This window comes from Streptomyces sp. NPDC056835 (assembly GCF_042789485.1).
Taxonomy (GTDB): domain Bacteria; phylum Actinomycetota; class Actinomycetes; order Streptomycetales; family Streptomycetaceae; genus Streptomyces.
The window spans coordinates 26,064-49,497 of the sequence record NZ_JBHUBB010000001.1 but is presented as its reverse complement, the minus strand read 5'-3'; the positions used below and the strand labels follow the sequence as shown (position 1 = coordinate 49,497).

General features: G+C 70.2%; 20 protein-coding genes. 11 read left to right on the top strand and 9 right to left on the bottom strand.

Annotation, left to right across the window (positions count from 1 at the left end; translation table 11 throughout):
* Window positions 1-15 precede the first annotated feature (15 nt).
* Window positions 16-1,317 carry a hypothetical protein gene (locus ACFRMN_RS00235; protein ID WP_383010895.1) on the bottom strand — a complete coding sequence of 434 codons (1,302 nt, stop codon included), beginning with the start codon at window positions 1,315-1,317 and terminating at the stop codon, window positions 16-18.
* A complete protein-coding gene (locus ACFRMN_RS00230; RefSeq protein ID WP_383010893.1) occupies window positions 1,314-2,918 on the bottom strand; it encodes a hypothetical protein in 1,605 nt (534 codons plus the stop codon). The genes ACFRMN_RS00235 and ACFRMN_RS00230 overlap by 4 nt, the downstream gene beginning before the upstream one ends.
* A 267-nt stretch (window positions 2,919-3,185) precedes the next feature.
* Here ACFRMN_RS00230 and ACFRMN_RS00225 point away from each other — a divergent pair, with 267 nt between their 5' ends.
* The 5 genes from ACFRMN_RS00225 (at window position 3,186) to ACFRMN_RS00205 (ending at window position 8,546) form a co-directional block, all read left to right on the top strand.
* Window positions 3,186-4,085, top strand: a complete 900-nt coding sequence (locus tag ACFRMN_RS00225; protein ID WP_383010890.1) for a Gfo/Idh/MocA family protein — start codon at window positions 3,186-3,188, stop codon at window positions 4,083-4,085.
* A gap of 363 nt (window positions 4,086-4,448) precedes the next feature.
* Window positions 4,449-5,861, top strand: a complete 1,413-nt coding sequence (locus tag ACFRMN_RS00220) for a family 2B encapsulin nanocompartment shell protein (protein WP_383010887.1) — start codon at window positions 4,449-4,451, stop codon at window positions 5,859-5,861.
* Window positions 5,862-5,973: 112 nt separating this feature from the next.
* Window positions 5,974-7,233, top strand: coding sequence for a family 2 encapsulin nanocompartment cargo protein terpene cyclase (locus ACFRMN_RS00215; RefSeq protein ID WP_383010884.1), 1,260 nt, complete (start codon window positions 5,974-5,976; stop codon window positions 7,231-7,233).
* A gap of 5 nt (window positions 7,234-7,238) precedes the next feature.
* Window positions 7,239-8,156, top strand: coding sequence for a geranyl diphosphate 2-C-methyltransferase (locus ACFRMN_RS00210; protein WP_383010881.1), 918 nt, complete (start codon window positions 7,239-7,241; stop codon window positions 8,154-8,156).
* Window positions 8,157-8,279: 123 nt separating this feature from the next.
* Window positions 8,280-8,546 carry a hypothetical protein gene (locus ACFRMN_RS00205; RefSeq protein WP_382873906.1) on the top strand — a complete coding sequence of 89 codons (267 nt, stop codon included), beginning with the start codon at window positions 8,280-8,282 and terminating at the stop codon, window positions 8,544-8,546.
* A gap of 131 nt (window positions 8,547-8,677) precedes the next feature.
* On the opposite strand, the gene ACFRMN_RS00200 is transcribed toward ACFRMN_RS00205, so the two are convergent.
* On the bottom strand, window positions 8,678-10,636 hold the full coding sequence (locus ACFRMN_RS00200; protein ID WP_383010877.1) for an SMI1/KNR4 family protein: 1,959 nt from the start codon (window positions 10,634-10,636) through the stop codon (window positions 8,678-8,680).
* A 159-nt stretch (window positions 10,637-10,795) separates the two neighbouring features.
* On the opposite strand from ACFRMN_RS00200, the gene ACFRMN_RS00195 reads away from it, so the two are divergent.
* On the top strand, window positions 10,796-11,863 hold the full coding sequence (locus ACFRMN_RS00195) for an NAD(P)/FAD-dependent oxidoreductase (protein ID WP_383010874.1): 1,068 nt from the start codon (window positions 10,796-10,798) through the stop codon (window positions 11,861-11,863).
* A 114-nt stretch (window positions 11,864-11,977) separates the two neighbouring features.
* Window positions 11,978-12,619: an SAM-dependent methyltransferase gene (locus ACFRMN_RS00190; RefSeq protein ID WP_383010871.1), complete on the top strand. Its 642-nt coding sequence runs from the start codon at window positions 11,978-11,980 to the stop codon at window positions 12,617-12,619.
* Between the two features lie 88 nt (window positions 12,620-12,707).
* On the opposite strand, the gene ACFRMN_RS00185 is transcribed toward ACFRMN_RS00190, so the two are convergent.
* On the bottom strand, window positions 12,708-14,069 hold the full coding sequence (locus tag ACFRMN_RS00185; RefSeq protein ID WP_383011986.1) for an NAD(P)-binding domain-containing protein: 1,362 nt from the start codon (window positions 14,067-14,069) through the stop codon (window positions 12,708-12,710).
* A gap of 173 nt (window positions 14,070-14,242) precedes the next feature.
* On the opposite strand from ACFRMN_RS00185, the gene ACFRMN_RS00180 reads away from it, so the two are divergent.
* Both ACFRMN_RS00180 and ACFRMN_RS00175 read left to right on the top strand, forming a co-directional pair.
* Window positions 14,243-14,602: an ArsR/SmtB family transcription factor gene (locus ACFRMN_RS00180; RefSeq protein WP_383010868.1), complete on the top strand. Its 360-nt coding sequence runs from the start codon at window positions 14,243-14,245 to the stop codon at window positions 14,600-14,602.
* A gap of 206 nt (window positions 14,603-14,808) precedes the next feature.
* On the top strand, window positions 14,809-15,762 hold the full coding sequence (locus tag ACFRMN_RS00175) for a DUF5996 family protein (RefSeq protein WP_383010865.1): 954 nt from the start codon (window positions 14,809-14,811) through the stop codon (window positions 15,760-15,762).
* Between the two features lie 85 nt (window positions 15,763-15,847).
* On the opposite strand, the gene arsB is transcribed toward ACFRMN_RS00175, so the two are convergent.
* Window positions 15,848-17,002, bottom strand: a complete 1,155-nt coding sequence (gene arsB / locus ACFRMN_RS00170; protein ID WP_383010862.1) for an ACR3 family arsenite efflux transporter — start codon at window positions 17,000-17,002, stop codon at window positions 15,848-15,850.
* Entirely contained in the window at window positions 16,999-17,313 is a 315-nt protein-coding gene (locus ACFRMN_RS00165; RefSeq protein ID WP_383010859.1) for an ArsR/SmtB family transcription factor, read from the bottom strand. The genes arsB and ACFRMN_RS00165 overlap by 4 nt, the downstream gene beginning before the upstream one ends.
* A gap of 101 nt (window positions 17,314-17,414) precedes the next feature.
* On the opposite strand from ACFRMN_RS00165, the gene ACFRMN_RS00160 reads away from it, so the two are divergent.
* Entirely contained in the window at window positions 17,415-17,828 is a 414-nt protein-coding gene (locus ACFRMN_RS00160; RefSeq protein WP_383010856.1) for an arsenate reductase ArsC, read from the top strand.
* 46 nt (window positions 17,829-17,874) lie between these two features.
* On the opposite strand, the gene ACFRMN_RS00155 is transcribed toward ACFRMN_RS00160, so the two are convergent.
* Both ACFRMN_RS00155 and ACFRMN_RS00150 read right to left on the bottom strand, forming a co-directional pair.
* Entirely contained in the window at window positions 17,875-19,482 is a 1,608-nt protein-coding gene (locus tag ACFRMN_RS00155) for a hypothetical protein (RefSeq protein WP_383010853.1), read from the bottom strand.
* 323 nt (window positions 19,483-19,805) lie between these two features.
* Window positions 19,806-21,308 (bottom strand): polyprenyl synthetase family protein, encoded by a 1,503-nt coding sequence (locus tag ACFRMN_RS00150; protein ID WP_383010850.1) that lies wholly within the window; start codon window positions 21,306-21,308, stop codon window positions 19,806-19,808.
* On the opposite strand from ACFRMN_RS00150, the gene ACFRMN_RS00145 reads away from it, so the two are divergent.
* Window positions 21,298-22,626 (top strand): ABC1 kinase family protein, encoded by a 1,329-nt coding sequence (locus ACFRMN_RS00145; RefSeq protein WP_383010848.1) that lies wholly within the window; start codon window positions 21,298-21,300, stop codon window positions 22,624-22,626. The genes ACFRMN_RS00150 and ACFRMN_RS00145 overlap by 11 nt on opposite strands.
* Before the next feature lie 85 nt (window positions 22,627-22,711).
* On the opposite strand, the gene ACFRMN_RS00140 is transcribed toward ACFRMN_RS00145, so the two are convergent.
* Window positions 22,712-23,347, bottom strand: a complete 636-nt coding sequence (locus tag ACFRMN_RS00140; RefSeq protein ID WP_383010845.1) for a TetR/AcrR family transcriptional regulator — start codon at window positions 23,345-23,347, stop codon at window positions 22,712-22,714.
* Window positions 23,348-23,434: the final 87 nt, after the last annotated feature.

Genomic DNA, 23,434 nt, shown 5'->3' with positions numbered 1-23,434 from the left:
TGAACCACGCGTTACTCAGGTTTCCTTTGTTTCAGCGGCTGTTGCGTCAGCTGGTCCGGTAGCTGTCGCGGTAGCGGGTCCGGCGGCGGGGCGGGAGGCGGCGCACGCGGTCGTGCGCGCGACCGCGTGCGCGTTGAGCAGCGCGTCGAATCCGGCGGCGCGGATCCGGCGTACCAGTTCGGCGTAGGTGGTGCCCAACGCCTCGGCCGTACGGTCGAGCCGCCACTCGTGGGCGGCCAGCCGGCTCAGCAGATGCCCCCGCCTGATCTGCGCGTCCGACAGCCGGAACGTTTTGAGATACGCCGTACGCCCCTTGTGGTCACTGATGAGTTCACCGATGTGCTGCTCCGTCTCCCGCTGCCCCGCGCCGGGCCGGTGGAACGGCGGCAGGAAGCGGTGCAGTTCGTACGGGCCCATGCGGTAGACCCGTTCGAAGGAGTAGGACGTGGCGAGGAGTTCACGGGCGAGCAGCGTCTCGTGCGCCTCGCTCCACGCCCGCTCCCGCTCCCGCGCCGCCGCCCGCAGATCGGCGAGTGTCTCCAGCCACCGGCCGTCGCGGATACGCGCCTCGAACTCCGGCACCGGGCCGCCGAAGAACGCGTACTGGTGCACCAGTTCCCCGTACATGTCCTGCAACAGGGTCGGGTGCAGAAGCCGGTAGTCGTCGGGGTGCGGCACGACGAAGGCCGCGGCGAGCGAATCCGCCGTGTACACCATGACCCCGCACTGCCCGGGATGGATCTCGAAGACGCGCAGCGCGTCCGCGAGCCCCCGGACAGTCAGCCCGAGATAAGCGTCCTCGGCGCGCGGCGACAGTCCCTGCCGTACCGCCTGCCGGGACCACTCGTCCCAGGCGATGGACGGCCCGCCGAAGTGCAGCGCGAGATAGCCCTCCATCGCCAGATGGAGCGGGAGGAACCGGCAGCGGGTGGCCGCCGCCGCACCGCTCTTCCGGCCTTTCGCGCGCTTCACCATCCGGTGGTGACGGCGTACGGGCACGGTCTCGGGGCGGCGGTCTTCCCGGGTGCCGCTGTCCCGGATGCCGCCGTCCCGGGTGCCGCTGTCCCGGGCACCGAGTTGGGTGCCGTACGCGGCTCCCTCACCGCCGTCGCCCGACCAGTCGGCGACGAATCCGTGCGGGATGTAGGAGACATAGCGGGTGCGCGGATCCACCTGGACCTCGCCGAAGGCTCCGTAGATCTCGGGCTGCAGCCGCAGACCGGGCATCGGCTCCTCGCGCACCAGGGGTACGAGACGGATACCGCCCCAGACCTGGGCGGGGCGCGTCGTCAGACCGGTGAGATCGAGCCGGGTCATCGTTGTCGTCCTTCCGGCGCGGCCGGGTCGGAATCGGTCGTGTCGGAATCAGCCGGGTCGGAATCGGCCGGGTCGGATTCGGCCGGGTCGGCAACCGTCTCGCCGGGGAAGCGGCAGAACGGATCGTCGTCCACGAAGCGCCGCACGCGCCCGTCGAGATACGCCCGCAGCTCCGCCAGTCCGGTACGGCCCTCCGCGAACTGCGCGACCTCCACCAGCGCCGGCAGATCCTCGGCGTCCCGTATCCCCGCCGTCGGAACGCTCGCGGCCAGCCGGCGTACGTCAAATCCGTCCGCGTCGTATACGGGGTTCAGATGAACCACATTCGTCCTCCCTTCCCGGTCGAGCCGGGTACGCCACACCCGAAGGACCTCGCCGGCCAGCCCCGGAGGTGCGTTGTCCCAGCCGTCCGAGACGATGACGAGCCGGTCGGGCGCATGCTCAAGCGCGTCGATGATCCGGGTGCCGAGCGGCGTCGGTCCCTGGGGGCGCACCAGCAGCGGATCGGTGCACCCCGAGGTCCAGAGCGCGGCGTACGCCCCCGGCGCCGCCAGCGCTTCCAGCAGGAAGTGGCAGGCCAGAGCGGTTCCGAGCGGACGACGGCGCTTCTCGTCCGAGCCGTACGAGGAGTAGCTGTCGTCCAGTACGGCGGCGACCCGCCCCCAGGTGTGCCGGTGCGGCCCGGCCACGCGCAGCGCCGCCGTACGCAGCGCGCGGGTCAGCTCGGCACGGCGGGCCACGCGCTCGTCCGGCGTCAGCGACAGGACGTAGAGCGCGAGCCGGGTCAGCGGCATGACGGTCAGATCGGTCCGGCGTACGGGGGCGGGGGCCGGGGCCGATGCCGGGGCCTCCGCGGCGCGCTCCGTCCGCAGTCGTTCCAGCCGGGTCATCCGGGGCCCGATCCGCTCAAGGAACGCGTCGCGGCCGATGCCGTGCTTGGCCGCGAACCCCTCGGCCACGGTGAGCGGCAGCTCGTACAGCGCGCCCTGCTCGAAGTGGGCGCGGCGGTACGCGTCGAGGAGGGGGTGGCCGTACCGCTCGCGGCGGCCCGGCGCGAAGAGGAAGTCGCCGATCTCGTCCGAAGAAGGCCCGGGCGCCGGACCGCCGACCGCCGGACCGCCGAGCGGCAGATGAAAGTGGCGCGCCGCCGACTTGAGCCCACCGCGGTACTTCACCGCGTCGTGCCCCAGATCCGGCCGGGCCGCCAGCCACTCGCGCAGGATCGCGCGCGTACGGCGGTTGCCGACCCCGGCGGCCCGCAGACCGCGGAACAGCCGGTAGACGCGCTGCGGCGGCAGCCTCGTCAGCCGGGCCGCGATCAGCCGCCCCTCCGCGCGCTTCTCCTCCCGGCTCGCCTCGCCCGGCGTCCGCAGCAACTGCTCGATGATCAGGGCGGCGTTGTGGTCGTTGATGTCGAGCGCGAGCGCGGCGGCGTACACCGGCCGGTAGTTGACGCGTACGTACTCGTGCAGAAAGCCGAGCGAGAGCTGTTGGGCGAGAGCGCCGGAGCGGAACTCACGCTGCCCGGTCGCCGTGACAGCCGCGTTCACGAAGAGCAGTACGTCCTCGGCCGCGATCAGGTCGGCGAAGGTCTCCGCCACGCTTCCCCCCTGCTTCCCTGCTTCCCCCTGCTTTCCACTGATGGATGCCGGCCGGGGAATGGAGGCGCGAACAGCGAAATCACTGCTTCAGAGGCAAGTCCCGGAAGTCGCGCCGGAGGCCCGCGGCCGGCCTGTGCAACGTAACACCGGCCCCTGCCCGCGCGGCCACCGGTTTTCGACACCGCGACGCATCGCGCTCTCCCCGTCCGCGACTCCGGCCGCGTCCCCGGCTCCGGGCGCGAGTACCGACACGGCACACTGGCCGTCATGAGCAAGCTACGCATCGGACTCCTTGGCACCGGCCCCTGGGCGGAGCGCACCCACGCCCCCGCCCTGGCCGCCCATCCCGGACTCGAACTCAGCGGCGTCTGGGGGCGGCGCCCCGAGGCCGCCGCGGCTCTCGCCGCCGCCCACGACACCACGGCCCACTCGGGCGAGGTCGGCCTCGACGCGCTCTTCGCCGAGAGCGACGCCGTCGCGTTCGCCCTGCCGCCCGACATCCAGGCACCGCTCGCGGCGCGCGCCGCCGCGGCGGGCTGTCATCTCCTCATGGACAAACCGGTCGCGACGACCGTGGCGGGGGCCCGTGAGGTGGCGGACGCGGCCGCGGCCACCGGGGTCTCGTCCGTCGTCTTCTGCACCCTGCGCTTCGCGGCGGGCACCACGGGCTGGCTCGGTGAGCAGGCCGCGAAGGGCGGCTGGTTCTCCGCCCACGCGTACTGGCTCGGCGCCCTCTATTCACCGGGCGAGACCAGCCCGTACGCCGACTCCCCCTGGCGCCGCGAGAAGGGCGGCCTCTGGGACGTCGGCCCGCACGCGCTGTCCGCGCTGATCCCGGTGCTCGGCGAGGTGACCGACGTGACGGCGGTACGCACCGAGCCGGACCTCACCCACCTCGTGCTGCGGCATGTCTCCGGCGCGGCCAGCTCGGTGGCGCTGAGCCTGAGCGCACCGAAGGCGGGCGCGGGTACGGGGATCGAGCTCCGGGGCGAGCACGGTACGGCTGTGCTGCCGGAGGACTGGGGAGACCCGGTCACCTCGTTCGGGGCGGCGATCGATGCCCTGCTGGAGTCGGTTCGTACGGGTCAGCCGCACGCCTGCGACGTACGGTTCGGGCTCCGGCTGACGGAGATCCTGACGGAGGCGGAGCAGCAGATCAACGCCTGAGCGCGTAAGAGGCCGCGCGACGTCTAAGAGGCCGCGCGGCCTCCAAGCCCACAGTTCGACCGGAGGCCGGTCGGCCGGTCATTGAGGACCGGCCGGCCGGCCCCTTGCTTTGTCGCTCCGCGCGTCATGCGCACCGGCGACCGCGTCTGAATACCGTCAGCCGCCCGAATAAACCCTTACCCAAGCAAGATCATCGTATCGAGTTAATGTCAACGGCTCGTCGGGGCCAACTGGGCGCACCGGCCGTTACTGTTCCCAGAGATCTGGACGGATTCCGGGATATTTGCCCCTCTTTATTCCTCTTTCCCGGCGCCGCGCACGCACGTCCGCCACCGCCCGCCCTTACGAAGGAGCGCTCGCCCCATGACTGTTGACACCAGCCCGGAAGCACAGCTGGGGTCGCCCGGGCAGTCCAGCCTGAGCACGGCGGCTGCCCGCAACCTTGCCACCACGACCAAGTCCGCCCCGCAGATGCAGGGGATCACCTCTCGCTGGCTGCTGCGGACGCTCCCCTGGGTGGAGACCAAGGGCGGCACCTACCGGGTGAACCGTCGGCTCAGCTACACCGTCGGCGACGGGCGCGTGGAGTTCGTGCAGGACGGTGCCAGCGTCCGGGTGATCCCTCGCGAGCTCGGCGAACTGGCCCTGCTGAGGGGCTTCGAGGATGTCGAGGTGCTGACCACGATCGCCGACCGGTGCGTCCAGCGCGACTTCCGCGCCGGCGAAACCCTGGTCGAGCGCGGGGCGCCCGCCGAGCAGATCCATTTGATCGCCCACGGCCGCGTCAGTCAGACCTCCGTCGGCAAGTACGGTGACGAAGTCGCCGTCGCCGTACTCGCCGACGGCGACAGGTTCGGTGAGAACGCCCTGCTGGACGCGGACGCCCGGTGGGACTGCACCGTCACAGCCGAGACCGCCGGCACCCTGCTCACACTGTCCCGCGCCGACTTCGCCGCCGTGCTGTCCGTGGCACCGAGCCTCCAGGCACACATCCAGGGGTTCAGCTCACTTCCGCGCCAGCTGCAGAATCGTCACGGCGAGGCCGAGATCGCGCTGTCGGCCGGCCACACCGGCGAGGCCGAGCTGCCCGGCGCGTTCGTCGACTACGAGTTGAAACCGCGCGAGTACGAACTCTCCGTCGCGCAGACCATTCTGCGGGTCCACACGAGGGTCGCCGACCTCTACAACGGGCCGATGAACCAGACCGAGGAGCAGCTCAGGCTCACCATCGAGGCGCTGCGTGAGCGCCAGGAGTACGAGCTGATCAACAACCGGGAGTTCGGCCTGCTCCACAACGCGGACTTCAAGCAGCGCATCCAGACCCACTCAGGCCCGCCCACCCCGGACGACCTCGACGAACTGCTCTGCCGGCGCCGCGGCTCCAAGTTCTTCCTCGCCCACCCCAAGGCGATCGCGGCGATCGGGCGTGAGTTCAACCGTCGCGGTCTCTACCCGACCCACGTCGACCTGGGCGGACAGCAGGTCCCGGCCTGGCGCGGGGTCCCGATCCTCCCCTGCGGCAAGATCCCCATCACCAAGGAGAAGACCAGCTCGATCCTCGTCATGCGCACTGGCGAGGACAACCAAGGCGTCATCGGTCTGCGCCAGACGGGTCTGCCGGAGGAGTACGAACCGGGCCTGTCGGTGCGCTTCATGGGCATCGATGAAAAGTCGATCATCTCGTACCTCGTCAGCACCTACTACTCGGCCGCCATCCTTGTGCCCGACGCGCTGGGCGTGTTGGAGAACGTAGAGATCGCCAGAAGGAACGACTGACCCGCCCTGATCCGGGGGCCAAGGCCCGGCGGCCACGACAGTCAGGACCCTCCGGGCCGGTCGAACATGCCCGGGATCCGGGACACCCACCCCACCCACCAAGGAACCATGGATGCCCGACCCTGAGTTCTTTCCTCCGCAGTCGAGCCTGCCTGGAGCTGCCGGCCAGTTCGGGGCGTACGTACTCGCCGACGCCGCCGCCCGCGCCCGCGACATCGAAGCCGCCACCACCGGCCCGCCCCCCGTGGACGTCCCTGCCGCCGGGGCGCGGACACCGAACGCCGTCCTGGAACGGATCCTGCGTGGCCCCAGCGGCCTCGGCACGGCGAGCCTGCACCTGACCCGGTACGAGGAGCCGCCGACGCCCCCGGCACTGACATCGACTCCGGCGGAAGGCAACCCCGTCCCGGGCCTCTACCACCACCCGGTGCCGGAGCCCGACCCCGTGCGGGTGGAGGAGGTCAGCCGCAGGATCAAGGCCTGGGCGTTGGACGAGGTCGACCTGTACCCCGACGACTGGGAGGACCAGTTCGACGGCTTCTCCGTGGGGCGCTACATGGTCGCCTGCCATCCGGACGCCCCCACCGTCGACCACCTGATGCTCGCCACACGCCTGATGGTCGCCGAGAACGCGGTGGACGACTGCTACTGCGAGGACCACGGAGGCTCGCCCGTCGGCCTCGGTGAACGCCTTCTGCTGGCGCACACCGCCCTCGACCCCCTGCACACGACGAAGGAGTACCAGCCTCAGTGGGCGGAGTCGCTTCATTCGGACGCGCCCCGACGTGCCTACCGCTCCGCCATGGAGTACTTCCTCCAGAAGGCAAGCCCCTCGCAGGCCGACCGGTTCCGGCACGACATGGCCCGGCTGCACATGGGGTACCTCGCCGAGGCCGCCTGGGCCCAGCAGGACCATGTCCCCGAGGTGTGGGAATACCTGGCGATGCGCCAGTTCAACAACTTCCGTCCCTGCCCGACCATCACCGACACCGTCGGCGGCTACGAACTGCCGGCTGACCTGCACGCCCAGCCCGCCACGCAGCGGGTCATCGCGCTCGCCGGGAACGCCACCACCATCGTGAACGACCTGTACTCGTACACCAAGGAACTCGCCTCCCCCGGACGGCATCTGAACCTGCCGGTGGTGGTCGCCGAACGCGAGAACCTTTCCGACCGCGAGGCCTACCTGAAGGCGGTCGAGGTCCACAACGACCTCATGCGTGACTTCGAGGCCGAAGCCGAGGCCCTGGCCGCCGCCTGCCCCGTTCCGAGCGTGCGGCGCTTTCTGCGCGGGGTGGCCGCGTGGGTCGACGGCAACCACTACTGGCACCAGACCAATACCTACCGCTACAGCCTGCCCGACTTCTGGTAAGAAGAATGGATTCATCAGTGACCAACGCCGAGCTCACCACCACCACTGTCGCCGCCCGGACCGGCATCAGCACCTCCGTGTTCATCCCCTCTCCGGCGACGCCCTACCAGGGGGACATCGCCCGCTACTGGGACCACGAGGCGAGGCCGGTGAACCTGCGTCTCGGCGATGTCGACGGTCTTTACCACCACCACTACGGCATCGGCGACGTCGACCATGCCGCCCTGGGCGACGTCGAGGACAGCGCCTACGAGAAGAAGCTGATCGCCGAGCTCCACCGCCTGGAGTCGGCACAGGCCGAACTCCTCCTGGACCACCTCGGCCCCATCGAGCGTGACGACACCCTCGTGGACGCCGGGTGCGGCCGCGGCGGTTCGATGGTCATGGCCCACCAGCGCTTCGGGTGCAAGGTCGAGGGCGTCACACTGTCGGCCAAACAGGCAGAGTTCGCCAACCGGCGTGCCGGCGAGCTCGGCATCGAGGACCACGTTCGCGCCCGCGTCTGCAACATGCTCGGTACGCCCTTCGAGACCGGGCAGGCCGCGGCCTCCTGGAACAACGAGTCCAGTATGTACGTCGACCTGGGCGACCTCTTCGCCGAGCACTCCCGCGTCCTCGCGGTCGGCGGTCGCTACGTGACCATCACCGGCTGCTGGAACCCGCGTTACGGCCAGCCCTCGAAGTGGGTGTCCCAGATCAACGCGCACTTCGAGTGCAACATCCACTCCCGCCGGGAGTACCTGCGCGCCATGGCCGACAACCGGCTCGTGCCGCAGGCCGTTGTCGACCTCACTCCCGCGACCCTGCCCTACTGGGAGCTGCGGGCCACGTCCTCACTGGTCACGGGCATCGAGGAAGCGTTCATCAACTCCTACAAGGACGGCTCCTTCCAGTACCTCCTGATCGCGGCCGACCGCGTCTAGTCTCCTGAGCCGGAGGTCGCGGGGTACCCGTCAAATAGCCTCTGGCCAGGGGCGATTGTCAGTGGGGCGCGGTAAAATGGAGGTAGTTCGTGAGGGAACAACCACCGCGCCGGGAGGTCGCCGATGGCCGTTGCCACCATGCCGACGAAACCCTTCGAGAGTCAGCCAACCCTCAAGCGCAAGCCACTGCCCGCGGGCCGGCCCCGTGAGTGGTACGAGACCCATAACCGCCGGCTCAAGGCCATGCGCCTCGCCATCGCCCTGCTCGACTCGGGCGTGTACCACCCGGCGAACGCGAACAACGGCAGGATACGGAGGACGGCGGCCCGGATCGGGATCCACCCGCCGTCGGACACCACCTGCCGCATGGTGCGAGCCCTGATCGGTTAGAACGGTCAGCACCTGCCCAACCGCGAGGTCCGGGCCGGGCGTTGTGCCCCGCTCGGCTTCCCTCCCACCTCTGGGAGAGGAGCCGAGCGGGGCATCGTCGGTCCCGCTCGGTTACCGCGGCCTGATCGAGGTCATGAGGGCGCGATCGCGTGCAGTCGCCCCTGGCGCAGCGCGAAGCGCGGCAAGGAGACCCCGAACACCTCCGAGATGGCGTCGAGACTCTCGTACTCGTCATCGGGATCCAGGGCCCAACTGCCCTCCGAGCCCTCGTCGGAGTCCCTGTCGGAGTCCCCGTCGAAGTTCCCGTCGGAGTCCTCGTCCCAGCCGGGACCCGCGTCCGGGAAGAGATGCCCGGGGTCGAGCGCGTCGAGAATCACCCCCCACTCCTCGGTCTCTCCGTCGCGCACGGTGAATCCGTACACGCGCTCCCCGTCCTCCGCGTAGGAGAAGTGGAAGATTCCGGGGAGCGCCGCGGACCGGCCACCGCGCTCGCACCACACCGTCACCGACTTCGTGCCCCGCGAGACCGCCTCACTCGGCGGCTCCGTACTATTCCGCCCGCTCTCGAACGCGAAACTCCACTTCCCCGAGTCCGCTCCCCAGACGCCGCATGATCCGATCCGTATGGCCTGCCCCGCCTCCGACTCGTCGCACGGCGCCAACAGCGGCCCCTGGCCGATCCGGTCGGCCAGCTCCTGCGGCGAGACATCGTGGACGAGGACGAAGCGATAGGCATCCGGCGCCGGTGGCCGGGTGTCCTCGGCGAGCCAGCCGAGCCCGTCCAGCCTCGCCCGGGGAGCCGGCACATCACCGTCGTCCGCCGCGCCCTGCCCGCCGGCCCGGGGAGTCTCCAGGAGGTACCGCCCGCGCTCCGCGGTGATCACCGGCCCGAGGAGGGGGTCGGCGAGCAGCCCGACGGGAGCCAAGTGCTCCTCGCCGTACGGCTCCCAGCCGGCCACGGCCGCCGCCAGCGTGCGCCACGCGCCGTCCGTATCGCCCCATCGCGCCTGTTCACGCGCCGAGAAGACCGCGTCGCCGAAGGGCCCGGGAGCCTCGTACCTGAACGTACGCTCATCGATCTCCCGCAGCAGGGCCAGCGCCTGCTTCCGGTCGTCCCCGCCGTGATCACGCCCGTCGGGGGACCGGAGGAACTTCGCCTCGTCATGGCCCACCCGTAGGTGCTCAAGCGCGGCCAGCGGCAGAAGCTCGCGCGCGTACAACGGATCGTCCATCCGTCCGACGACACGGAGATCCGTCGATTCGCCGACGATGCCGCCGCCCCCGCTGCCCGGACGGTCATCACCCCAGCCGCCTCCGCTGCCCGCACGGTCGACGCCCCCGCGCCCCCCACCACTCAGCATCGCCTCCATCTGGACCCGCAGCCCACGGGCGCGGGGCCGGCCGCACTCGTCCGCCTCGGTGAGCAGTTCGAGCGCTCCGTCGATGTCCGCACCGTCCAGACAGGCCAACCGCGCCTCTTCGACATCGGCGTCGAGTTCGCGCGTCGTCTCGTTCACGAACCCCGGACCGTCACTCTGAGCGCGGTGGAACTCACGGAACAGGGCCTGCATGAGATCCATGAACGATCCGTGGCGCTCGGGCCGTTCGCCGCCCGCCCCGCCCCGGTGGAGATAGGCGGCCCACTCCCCATTGGCGTCCGGATCGCCGGGGTCGAGCAGGACCTCGACCGTGTCGGGGGCGGCGGACAACCGCAGCGCCCTGCCCCACATACCGGCCCTCAGCACCTCCTCCTCGGAGGCATGCTCGTCCAGCGCGCCCTCATCGACCGCCTGAAGGCCGTCGGGGTCCCCGTACCAGTGGACGCCCTCCGCCGCGCCCACCCGGCTCACGGCCGTCCCCGCCGGCCGCCACCCGTCGGTGGTCGCCAGAAACGACCGGAAGGTGGGCGGCAGCGTCACCCCCAACCGCGCCTCCAGCTCGGTGATCCGGTCCTCCCCCGCGGCAGGGAACCCCAGCCACCGGTCCCGGAGGACCGTCTCGTCCACGTCTCCGCGCCCCCGCACGCCGGGCGAGTCGAGCCAGTCCGCACTCCACCGCTCAAGGAAAGGGCGCCAGTTGTAGGTCTTCATGCCGTCATGGTGCCAGCGCCCACTGACAACGGACACCCGCCTCCACCCGGACATGGAGCACACCCGGCACACCCTCCCTCTTTGCCGAACCAGCAAAGAGGTTTGTCGAAGGGCGGAGTGCGGGCGGACCATCTCCAGTGAACGGAGGTAATAGTGCGCATGAGTGATCAAACAAGACAGAACGGGACCATCGCCCCTCGGGTCGGGGAGCGCCGCCATGACGTCGTGGTCGTGGGCGGGGGAGCCGCCGGGCTGAGCGGGGCGCTGGCCCTGGCGCGGGCACGGCGGTCGGTACTGGTGATCGACGGGGGCCGGCCGCGCAACGCCCCGGCGTCCCACGTCCACAACTTTCTGACGCGTGACGGCACACCCCCTTCGGAGCTGCTGGCCGCGGGCCGTGCGGAGGTGACCGGTTACGGCGGCGAGATCATGGCGGGCGACGCCGTGGCGGCCGAGCGTCTGGACACCGGCGGCTTCCGTGTCGCTCTGGCGGACGGGACCACGGTCCTGGCGCGACGGCTGCTGGTGACCACCGGGCTGGTGGACGAACTGCCTCCGGTGCCCGGCGTGGCCGAGCGGTGGGGACGCGAGGTGCTTCACTGCCCGTACTGCCACGGCTGGGAGGTACGCGACCAGCCGATCGGCGTCCTCGCGACCGGGCGGCTCGCCGCGCACCAGGCACTGATGTGGCGGCAGTGGAGCAGCGAGGTGACGTTGTTCCGGCACACCGCGCCCGACCCGGGCGAGGAGGAGTACGAGCAGCTCGCCGCCCGTGACATCGCGGTGGTGGACGGCGAGGTGACCGGTCTGGAGGTGACGGACGACCGGCTCACCGGCGTCACCCTGGCCGGCGGACGGACGGTCCCCGTCCGCGCTCTGGTGGTCGCGCCGCGCTTCACCGCCCGTGCGGACCTGCTCACGAGTCTGGGCCTGGCCCCCGTCGAGCTGGCGAGGGACGGCGAGTTGATCGGTACGTACATCGCCTCCGACCCGGTCGGCGCGACGGCCGTGCCGGGGGTGTGGGTGGCCGGCAATGTCACCGATCTGATGGGGCAGGTCCTCGGAGCCGCCGCCACGGGCGTACGCGCCGCCGGGGCGGTCAACGCCGACCTGATCGCCGAGGACACGCGCCGGGCCGTCGCCGCCCGCCGCGATCCCTTCTCCCCGAGGCGGGAGCGGGAGGCCGCGGAGCACCGCGTGCTCGGTGGCTCCGGGCACGGGCTGTGACCCCGTACGGGCACGGGCTGTGACCCCGTACGGGGAAGACCATCACCGACCGGATCGCCCGCGGGCGTCCCCATCCGCACCCGCGAGCGTTCCGATACGAAGGAGAACACACCGATGACGCACGTAAGCATCTCGGACGAGGCGTTCTGGGACACCCGCTACGGCGAGAACGACCGCGTCTGGAGCGGAAACCCCAACACCGTACTGGTACGGGAAGCCACCGCCCTGGAACCGGGCAGCGCCCTGGACCTCGGCTGCGGCGAGGGAGCCGACGCGATCTGGCTCGCCCGGCGCGGCTGGCGAGTCACCGCCACCGACATCTCCCAGGTCGCCCTGGACCGCGCGGTCCGGCACGCGGCGGCGGCCGGGGTCGGCGACCGTATCGACTGGCGGCGACACGACCTCGCCACCTCCTTCCCCGCCGGAACCTTCGACCTCGTCTCCGCCCACTTCCTCTACTTCCGCGGTGACACGTCCCGGGAGGAGGTCCTGCGGACCGCGGCCTCGGCCACCGCCCCCGGCGGTGTGCTCCTGATCGCCGGGCACGCGGGATTCCCCTCCTGGGAGCAGAACCCCGACCCCGCCGTGTACTTCCCCAAGCCGGACGAGGTCCTGGAATCCCTCCAACTCCCGGACGGCCAGTGGGAGGTACTTCTGAGCGAGGAACACGAACGGACCCAGACCGCCCCCGACGGCCGGCCGGCCACCCGCACGGACAACGCGGTCAAGGTCCGGCGCCTCAGCGGCGATCGCTGAGAAACCAGGACCGACGCGGCGGGCCGGGAGCAGGAGGTGGTCCACTGGCTTTGACGACGTACACCTCTCCTGCTGGGGGGTGAGGGGGTCAGCAGCCGCCGGACGGCGCCGGGGCACCGATCCGGAGTGTGGTGGGGGCGGCGCAGCAACCTCCGCCGTTGCCGTCCGCCGCGGACGTGTCGGGTTCGTCGAAGAGCCCCGCGCCGCCGCATACGCCGCTCTCCGGCAGGGTCAGTTCGACGCGTGCGGCGGCCTCCTGGTCCCCGGCGAGGGCGGCGGCGATGGAACGGACCTGCTCGTAACCGGTCATGGCCAGGAACGTCGGGGCCCGGCCGTAGGACTTCATGCCGACCAGATAGACGTCCGGCTCCGGGTGCGACAGCTCCTTGGCGCCGTGGGGGTAGACGGTGCCGCAGGAGTGGACGTTCGGGTCGATCAGCGGGGCGAGCTCGACCGGTGCCTGAAGCCGCTCGTCCAGGCCGAGGCGCAGCTCTTCGAGGAAGGTCAGGTCGGGGCGGAAGCCGGTCAGGACGATGACCTCGTCGACCGGGTCGAGGCGGCGGCCGTCCTCGGCGGTCAGGACAAGCTGCTCGTCGTCGTTCTCGACCTTCGTCGTACGGAACCCGGTGACCGCGTCGGCGTATCCGTTGTCCACGGCCGCCTTGGCGGCCAGCCCCAGCGCGCCGCGCGCGGGCAGTTGGTCGGCCTCACCGCCGCCGAAGGTGGAGCCGCTGACGCCGCGGCGCAGAATCCATACCGCGTGCGTGCCGGGGGCCTCCTTGGCGAGGTCGGCCAAGGAGGCCAGGGCGGTGAAGGCGGACGCGCCGGAGCCGATGACGGCGGTACGCCTGCCCGCGTACCGGGCCCGTACGGCTGGGGACTTGAGGTCGGGGACGCGGTAGGAGATCCGGTCGGCCGCCGTGCGCTCGCCGAGCGCGGGCAGTCCGTCGCCGCCGATGGGGCCGGGGGTGGACCAGGTGCCGGAGGCGTCGATGACGGCGCGCGCGGTGATCCGCTCCTCGGTGCCGTCCGTGTGGACGATGTGGACGGTGAAGGGCTGCCGCTCGCGGTCGGCGTCCACGACGCGGTCGCGGCCGAGGCGGGATACGCCGGTGACGCGGGCGCCGAAGCGGACCCTGGTGCCGAGGGCGTCGGCGAGCGGCTGGAGATAGAGGGCGGCCCAGTCACCGCCGGTCGGGTACGTGGCGCCGTCGGGCGCGGTCCAGCCGGTGGGGGAGAGAAGCTTCTCGGCGGCCGGGTCGACCACCTCGGCCCAGGCGGAGAAGAGGCGGACGTGGCTCCACTCGCGTACGGCGCTGCCCGCACCGTCCCCGGCCTCCAGGACCAGCGGCTCGACGCCGCGTGCGACCAGGTGGGCGGCGGCGGCCAGGCCGATCGGGCCTGCTCCGATCACCACGGTGGGCAGGCCGGTGGCGGGCGCCTCGGTCATCGGCACAGTCACGGCGACTCCCTCTTGTTTCGATGTTTGTCGATGGCTTACGGCGTCAGGGTTCCAGCTGTTTCGATGACTGTCAACATAGACATTCGTCGAAGCAAGGGGATTTGCCGTGGAGCGCGCCGACGTCGCGGCGCGGCTGATTCGATGTGTGTCAACATAGACGTATGTCGAATACGAGAGTGCTGCCGCTCGTCGAGCCGGACGTGGCGCCATGCTGCCCGCCGTTGTCCGAGCGGGCGCTCACGGCCGAGGAAGCGGTGCGTACCGCCGCGATGTTCAAGGCGCTCGGCGACCCCGTACGGCTGCGGCTGTTCTCGCTGGTCGCCTCGCACGAGGGCGGCGAGGCGTGCGTCTGCGACATCTCGGACGTCGGGGTGTCCCAGCCGACCGTCTCCCATCACCTGAAGAAGCTCCGCGAGGCGGGCCTGCTCACCTCGGAGCGGCGCGGGACCTGGGTGTACTACCGCGTCGCGCCGTCCGTCCTGGCGGCGATGGGCCAGCTGCTGAAACAGCCCGCGGCGTGAGTACCGCCGTCGGTGTTCAGCCGCGGCCGTGGTGGCTCTGTTCCGCGGCCGTGGTGGCTCTGTTCACGGAGCGGGCAGGACCCTGACCCGCGTGTGAGAATTGGTACTGGATCGCGGTGAGGCCCGCCCGTCGCCGCACGGTGGGAGCGGGCGCAGCGCCTGCCGCCACGTCCCGCTGATCCCATCGACACGCTGGGAGGCTCCCCGTGAGCGAACGTCTCAACGCGTGGCCGACGCTGGTCCATGAGGACCTGGCGCCCATGGTCGACTACGTGAACCGGGTGGTACAGGTCGCGGGCAAGTACACCCTCGACGAGCCCTTCGAAGTCGGCTGGGGAAACATCGTTCTCGATGTCACCCCCCGGGGGCTCAGTACGCCAACCCTTCGGCAGCGAGGCGTGACCTTCGCGGTGCACTACGACTTGCTCGACGGTGGCGTGGTCATCGAGGCCGACAACGGCTCGCGGACGGTGCCGTTGTCCAAGGGATCGGTCGCCACGTTCTACGCGTCGTTCTGCGACGCGGCGGAAGAGCTCGGCATCCACCGACCGCGCACCTCGTTGATCTGTGAGATTCCGGATGCCCCGCCGCGCTTCGAGGACGATCAGGTCGAACGCACCTGGGACGGCCATGCGGCCCGGCTGATCTGGACAGCGCTGAACCTTGCCGCTGACGGGCTTGAGGCGTGGCAGGCCCCCTTCCTGGGGCACCGCCCCCGAGTCGGTGTGATGTGGGGCGGCTTCGACCTGTCAGCCACGCGTTTCCGGGCGCAGCCCACCGTGCCGCCGCCCCACCAGCCGCCGTTCATGCAGAACGCCCAGCTCGACGCGTACGTGTCGGTGGGATTCTCCTTCGGGGACGCCAAGGCGCCGAACGTCGGCATGTACGCGTACATCTGGCCCCAGCCGGACGGTCTCGGAGGCCGGTCCTGGGGTGTTGAGGGCGCCGCCTGGCATCCCGACGCCGGTCTGGTTCGTCTGCCGTGGGCCGTGCTCAGGGAGACAGCGGACCCGCACCAGGCCATCGTGGCGTTCGGTGACGCCGTCTACGATGCCGCCGTCGAGACGGCGGGCTGGCCGTCCGACCTGGTCGGACCCCGTGTCGAGGGCTGGTACATGAGCAGGACACCGCCCGAGCTCGTCCAGCACCAGCACGGCTGACTCGGGCACGGATGCCCTATCCCGGCCCGGGTCGGCCCGGCCCGGCCCGGCCCGGGATACCCCCGGCCCGGGCGCGCGCCGTGCGTCAGTACTGTCGCGCGGGGGTGGTGAGGGCCGTGGCGGCGAATCTCTTTCGCCAGGCGAGCGATACGTAGACGAGCCCGATCAGTACGGGTACCTCGATGAGCGGGCCGACGACTCCGGAGAGTGCCTGGCCGCTGGTGACGCCGAAGGTGGCGATGGCGACCGCGATGGCGAGTTCGAAGTTATTGCCGGCCGCGGTGAACGCCAGCGTGGCGGTGCGGTCGTAGGCGAGCCCGAGCGTCTTGCCGAGCAGGAAGGATCCCGCCCACATGACGGCGAAGTAGACCAGGAGCGGGAGTGCGATGCGGGCGACGTCGAGCGGCCGCGAGGTGATCGTCCTCCCCTGGAGCGCGAAGAGGATGACGATGGTGAAGAGCAGACCGTAGAGGGCCCAGGGGCCGATCTTCGGCAGGAACGTCGCCTCGTAGCCTTCGCGGCCCATCTTCTTCTCGCCGATACGGCGGGTGAGGAAGCCGGCCAGCAAGGGGACGCCGAGGAAGACGACCACGTTCAGAGCGATCTTTCCCATCGAGATGTCCAGGCTCTGACCGCCGCCCAGGCCCAGCCAGTTGGGCAGCAGGTCGAGGTAGAGCCAGCCCAGCAGGCCGAACGCGATGACCTGGAACACGGAGTTGAGGGCGACGAGGACGGCGGCGGCTTCGCGGTCGCCGCGGGCCAGGTCGTTCCAGATGATGACCATCGCGATGCAGCGGGCGAGGCCGACGATGATCAGGCCGGTGCGGTACTCCGGCAGGTCGGGGAGGAAGATCCAGGCCAGCGCGAACATCACGGCCGGGCCGACGATCCAGTTGATGACCAGCGAGGACACCATCAGCTTGCGGTCGCCGGTGACCGCGTCGAGCTTGTCGTAACGGACCTTGGCCAGGACCGGATACATCATGATCAGCAGGCCCACGGCGATCGGCAGGGAGATGCCGCCGATCTCCACCTTGGCGAGAGCGTCGTTCAGCCCCGGGATCAGCCGGCCCAGGCCCAGGCCGAGACCCATGGCGAGGAGGATCCACACGGCCAGGAAGCGGTCGAGGGTCGAGAGCTTCGCGACGACCGAGTCGTCTCCCGTCCCGGTGGGGGCGGTGGGGGCGGTGGGGGCGGTGGGGGCGGCGGGGGCGGTGGTGTTCGGTTGGGTGCTGGTCACGGACAGGCCCTCTTCGTGCCGGCCGCTCGGGTGGCACGGGCGGCCGTGGCCAGATCGGTGAAGGAACCTGCCACGGCTTCGATGACGTCCGGTCGGAGCTTGTAGTACGTGAAGCGTCCGCACGGTTCCGTCTCCACCACCCTGGCTTCGCGCAGCACGCGCAGGTGGTTGGAGAGGTTGGTCTGCTTGGCACCGGTCTCCTCGACCAGGTGCGTGGTGCAAAGGGTCTCGTGGGCGAGCAGGGTCACGATCCGGAGCCTGAGCGGGTCTGCCAGCACCCGGATCAGGTCAGTGTCGACTGACGTCATCATGGGCTGATACTCTCACATCGGTGGTGGCTGATGCCATCTGGTGCTGATGTCATGTGCGCCTGACCTCGTCGCGAGACATGCGAGACAAGAGAGACCGCCTGATGTCCGACAAGCCTTCTGTGCTGTTCGTCTGTGTCCACAACGCCGGCCGTTCCCAGATGGCAGCCGCCTGGCTGACCCACCTCGCCGGAGATCGCGTCGAGGTCCGCTCGGCGGGCTCCAACCCCGGCGACGCGGTCAACCCGGCCGCGATCGCGGCGATGGCGGAGGTGGGTATCGACATCTCCGCCGAGACCCCCAAGATCCTCACCGTGGACGCCGTCAAGGAGTCCGACGTCTGTATCACCATGGGCTGCGGCGACACCTGCCCGGTCTTCCCGGGCAAGCGTTACCTGAACTGGACGCTGGACGACCCGGCGGGCCGGGGCGTCGAGGCCGTACGCCCGATCCGCGACGAGATCAAGAAGCGCGTCGAGGGACTGATCGCCGAGATCGCGCCGGAGACCATGGCTTGAGCGAGGTCCGGCCGCACGGCCGCGCTTTGCGCGGCCCGTGCCGATCTCACGTGGGGATGGGCTTGGTCCGTGTGCAGTTCTTCCACTCCATCCAGGGGCGGGCGCCGCCGCTCTGCGGGCCGGTGGCGTAGGTCGGGTCGCCGGTGATCGTCTGCGTCTTCTGCTCATGGGTGATGTCGATGCCGAAGAGTTTGAAGCCGAGGGTGAGCTGTCCGGCGGAGATGCCGAAGCCGATGCCGAGTGAGGCGTTCCACCAGTCGGTGTTGGCGTTGTAGTCGAGGCGGGTGAGTTTGCCCTTGTCGTGCAGGAGGCGTTCGATGGGGCCCGCGTCGTCGTCCAGTGCTTCGGCGGCGTCGGAGGGGGTGGGCAGTGGGTTGCTTGCGGGGGTGTCGCCGCGTCCGCGCAGCCAGTCCTCGACGGCGGTGCTGTCGGCGTCGTTGTCGAGGGTGACCTCGGCGGACTCGGTGTGGATCTGTGAGTTGATGGTTCCGCCGCCGCCGCCGATGTCGATGGTCACGGGGCCGGCGTTGGCTCCCGCGCCGGTCTGGATGCCGGGTCCGTCGCCGGATTCCTGGCTGGTGGTGATCGTCAGTTTCTGCGGGCGGTGTGGTTTGCCGTCCTTCTCCTCCTGGTCGTAGGCGGCGGCGTCGTAGGTGACCGCGACCTGCTGCATCCTGCTGCCCTTGGCCTGTGCGACGCCGCCGGCCGTGCCGCTGACGGAGAAGGTGTAGACGAATGTGATCTTGCCGGCGTCCGGGCCGGTCTTGGCGCGCATGACGACCACGTCCTCGGTCATCGAGCCGGACAGCCCTTCGAAGGAGATGCTGCCGAGGTCCTTGGGGCCGTCGGCGCCCTTGCCGTCCTTACCGCCCTTGGTGTCCTTGCCGCTCTTGCCGTTGCTCTTGAAGGACTTGCCGAAGCTCACTCCACCGGATGCCTCGGTGGAGGTCTTGGTGATGTCGACGTCCGGCGCCAACTCCGGGGCGAGATCGGGTTTCTTGGCGGCCGCGTCCCCTTGGCAGGCTGCCATCGCCGCCCCGGGGTTGTAGCCGCTCTGGTATTTGCAACCGTCGTTCGCCTTGAGGTACGCGGCGAACTGCTGTGCGTCCTCCAGGTTGGCCGCCAGATCCGCCTGGGGATCGCCGGTCTTGTTCCCGTTGAACAGCCACTGCCCGCCGTTACCGCTGCCCGCCATATAGCTGCCGCTCAGCGAAGCGCTGCCGCCCCAGTCCTTCAGTCCCGGAATCCCCGCGGAGATGCTGGCCGTTACCCCGCCCCCGGTCTCATTCACCCGCTCCAGAGTGACGGTTCCGTCGGACCACTGCTGGAGTTTGACCGTCTCCGAGGCGCTGATCTTGATGAAGGCCACCTGGATGACGACGGTGTCCTTGGTCTGGTCCTGGGACAGGAGACACTTCGCGGGCTCGAAGGGGTCGCCGTTGGGTACGAAGGGATCGCCGGGACCCCCGCCTCCGTCACCCCCTCCGTCGCCCCCGTCACTGTCGTCGCCCGCGTAGTCGCCCGTGGAGCACGCCTCGGCGCCGCTGAGCGGGTGGAGTATTCGGCACACCGCGCTCTTCAGCCCGGTCGCCTCGTCGGCGGGCACGCTCAGACCGACGATCGCCGCCACGACCAGTGAGACGACACCGACCATCGCGGCGTACTCGGCACCGCTCTGACCTCTGTCCCCAAGCCCACCAAGCCGCCGGCCACTTCGCGCTCCGTCATGCTCATGCCATATCTGAAACCTGCCGGAGCCCTTCATCTGCTCTCCTCGCCGACGTCACCACCCGTTCCCCCAAGCGACAGCAGCCTAAGGGTGAGCCCGGGCCCAAACGCAGGGCCCGCGGACCCAATCGAGGGCCCAGCGGCCAACGGCCCTGCCCGGCCCGGTAGCTGACATCCTCGGCAGCTCCGCTGAACGCGGGCAGTTCCTGGTGGGGGCATCGGGAATCAGGGAGAGGACTCCGGGGCCGATCACGTGCGCAGTTGTTGCCACCACCAGGCGATCGAGGGGTGGGGCAGGGGTTCGGTGCTGGGGTCGCTGGGGTGGTCGGTGAGTGTCAGGGGAATGGGGGCGGGATTCGGCGGGGGGAGCTGGGTACGCGGGGTCACGACGGTGTAGCGGGGGGAGTGCGAGCCCCAGTCGAGGTTGGACCGGATCGCGTGGGCGAGGTCCGCGACGTAGGCCCTTCCGGGGGCGCTCAGCTTGGGGTCCTCCTGCTCGCGCAGCCGCAGGAACAGTGTCGTCAGGCGGTCTCGCAGGGCCACGGCTTGGTGGACGGCCTGTTCGGGCGGGCAGTTGTTCAGGCGGGCGAGCAGCATTACGATGTTGCGGGTGGTTCCGTCGATGAGCAGTTCGCGGTTGTAGGAGAGCAGATCGTGGAACCATTTGCGGTGGGCCTCGACGAACCGGGAGAGCTGGGTCGGGGTGGCGACGGCCTGTACCGAGGCCATCAGTGACCGCAGCGCGGCGACCGGGCCGGTCTGACCCTCCGTCGGCTCGGTGGCGGGGGACTCCATGACGCGGAGCAGGTGGCTGGTGAGGCCGATCGCAGACGGGCCGTCGTCTCTTTGCCAGGACGCACGGACAGCCGTCGAGGCGGCGGGACGGCACAGTGCTGTGGTGGCGGCGGGCCGCAGGGCGCTGCCGTCCAGTGCTCGTTGGGCGGCGTGGAGCCGGTCGGTGATCATCTGTTCGACGGCGGCCGCCGCCCCCGTGGCGATCAGTACCGCTCGCAGCGTGTCCGCCGCGGCCTGGTCGAGGGAGGGGGCGCCCAGGAGGCCTTTCAGAGTGCGCCGCTGGGCAGGGGTCGCCCGGTCGAGGGCGGTGGCGACCAGCACGGTGTGCTTGCCCTCGCGCAGGTCGTCCAGGGTGGACTTGCCGCTCTGCTCGGGGTTGCCGTAGACGCCGAGGAGGTCGTCGCGCAGCGGGAACGCTTCACCGAGCGGGATCGCGTAGGCGGACAGGGACCGCAGTTGGGTGGGGTCGGCGTCGGCCGGGGCCGCGCCCAGATGCAGGGGACGCTCGATGGTGTACTTGGCCGTCTTGTAGCGGATGATGCGCCACGCCGTGTCCACGTCGGCCGTCGGATCTCCTGTCGCGGTCAGGTCCAGGTACTGGCCGGTCAGGGTTTCGGTGCGTAGCGCGTTCAGCAGCTTCCAGGTCCGGTGGAGCCGGGTGTCGTTGGTGTGCAGGAGTTCGTAGGACCAGCCGAGGGCGAGGTCGCCCAGCAGGATCGCGGTGTTCACCCCGAGGGCGTCGGCGTCCGGGTGGTGTGCGTGGTGGGCGGCCAGGGCGCGGTGGGCGGTGGGCCGGCCGCGACGGGTGTCGGACTTGTCCATGATGTCGTCGTGGATGAGGGCGAAGGCGTGGAACAGCTCCAGGGAGGCGGCCACCCGCCAGACCGCGGGCGGCGGCGCCCGGTCGGTGATCGACGCCCAGCCGGTGACGCACAGGAGGGGGTGGATGCTCTCCACCCGCCCCGACTTCGTGCCCCCTGCGATGATCGCGGAGTTCGAACAGCTCCATGACCAGGTCACCCCGGTGCCGTTCCACGTGTTCGAGCCCGTCCTGGCCCAGGACTTCGGCGCCCGCTGGCCGCGCCTGTTCCGCGAGATCGACACCGGTACGCCGCTCGGGGCGGCGTCGCTGGCCCAGGTCTACCGCGCCGTTCTGCCCAACGGCACACCGGCCGCGGTGAAGATCCAGCGCCCCGGCGTGGAGACGGTCATGGCCCAGGACATGGCCGTCCTGCGGCGGGCGGCCCGCATGATCGCCCGGGCCGCACCCCGGTTCACCACGGTGATCGACCTGCCGGCCATGCTCGGTGTGCTCTTCGACGCCATGGAGGGCGAGAGCGACTTCCGCAAGGAGGCCGCCAACATGCGCACAGCCCGCCGCCTGACCGAGGACTTCAAGCACCTGACCGTTCCCGAGATCCTGCTCGACCCCACCCGGCGGGTCCTGGTGCAGTCCCTCGCCCCCGGCACATCGATCCGGGACGCCGGTCCCGAGACGTTCACGACCGACGAGCGCACCGGCATCGGGCGGGACCTGATGGCGTTCATGTTCCGGGGCTTCTTCCTCGACCGCTACTTCCACGCCGACCCCCACCCGGGAAACGTCTTCGTCGCGCCCGGGCACCCGGCCCACCTGATCGACTGGGGCATGGTCGGCCGCGTCGATGCCAACGTCAGCAGGAGCCTCGTCCTGGCCCTGCTCAACGTGGCCGCCAACGACGGCACCGGCCTGGCGAAAACCTGGACCGAGATGGGACACCCCACCGCCTGGGCCGACCTGGCCGGCTTCCGCACCGACATGGCCGCCCTCGTCCCGAAGGTCACCTCCGCCTCGCTGGAAGGACTCAACTTCGGTGTCACCCTCACCGCCGTTCTCACCCACGCCACCCGCCGAGGTATCCAGTCCAGCCCCGTCATCGCCCTCCTCGGAAAATCCTTCGCCAACCTCGAAGGATCCATCCGTCACCTGTGTCCCGAACTGTCCATCACGGACGTCTTCGAAGAGAACCTGCGCACCATCATGTTCGGCCTCGCCCAGGAGACCCTTTCCGAGCAGCAGGCCGCCCGTACCGCACTCGAACTCATGATCGCCGCTCCCGGAAGCCTTCAACAGGGACGCGAAATCCTGCGCAACCTCGCGGGCGACGGCCTCACCCCGCATAGCGCGACAAGCGGAACGAAACCCGGCCGCAACCAGCCCCCAACCACATCGCACCACACCCGCGCGGCACTGATCCTGGCCGCCGCCATCATCTGGAGCAGCCGTAGAAGGTAACCGCGAATGGTCGCCGGACACCTCACGGGGCTCGGGACGGGGCGGACAGCAGCCCTGCCCTACAGCCCGTCCAGGTCGCCCGTACCTACGAGGCAGCCTTCGCCGGTGGAGCGGGCCATGGCCCCAGAAGGTCGAGGGCCTCCCGGAACAAATCCGTCAACCGCTCCGCCGGCTCGCCCGGCACGCGCAGCCAGCGCTCTTTCGCGGTCTGCACCGCCGCCCCGACCACTCCGACGACCAGCCGCGGGTACATGTCCGTGTCGGGGTCCACTCCCATGCGTCCGGCGAGCACACCCGCCAGCACGTGGCACTGCTCCGTGGTCCGTTCCAGGCTTTTGGCCAGCAGGGGCGGGTTGGCCATGATCAAGCGCTGGACTCGCAGATAGCGCTCGCCGTCCTCTCCTGAACTGCCGTCGATCACGGCGAGGGTGGCGGCCCGCAGTGCCTCCAGCGGGGATTCCGCGGCCGGGCGCGCGGCGAGTTCACGCAGCAAGGCGGCGTTGTCGTCGTCCTCGTACCCCAGAATCACGCCTTCCTTCGAGCCGAAGTAGCGGGTCAGGGTCCGGGGCGAGACATTCACCACCGCGGCGATGTCCTCCAAGGACGTCGCGTGAAAACCCTTCCGCTCATACAGCCCGGTCGCCGCTTCCATCAGCGCCCGGCGCGTGAGCAGCTTCTTCCGTTCCCGCAGCCCCGCCGTCTCCGGGACATTCGTCCTCACGAACAGCCCAGACCTTTCCTCGGGATGACGCATCGCCGCAAAGTACCCCCGGGCCTTCCCCGCCGCAACTGATCCGGCCATCTTCAG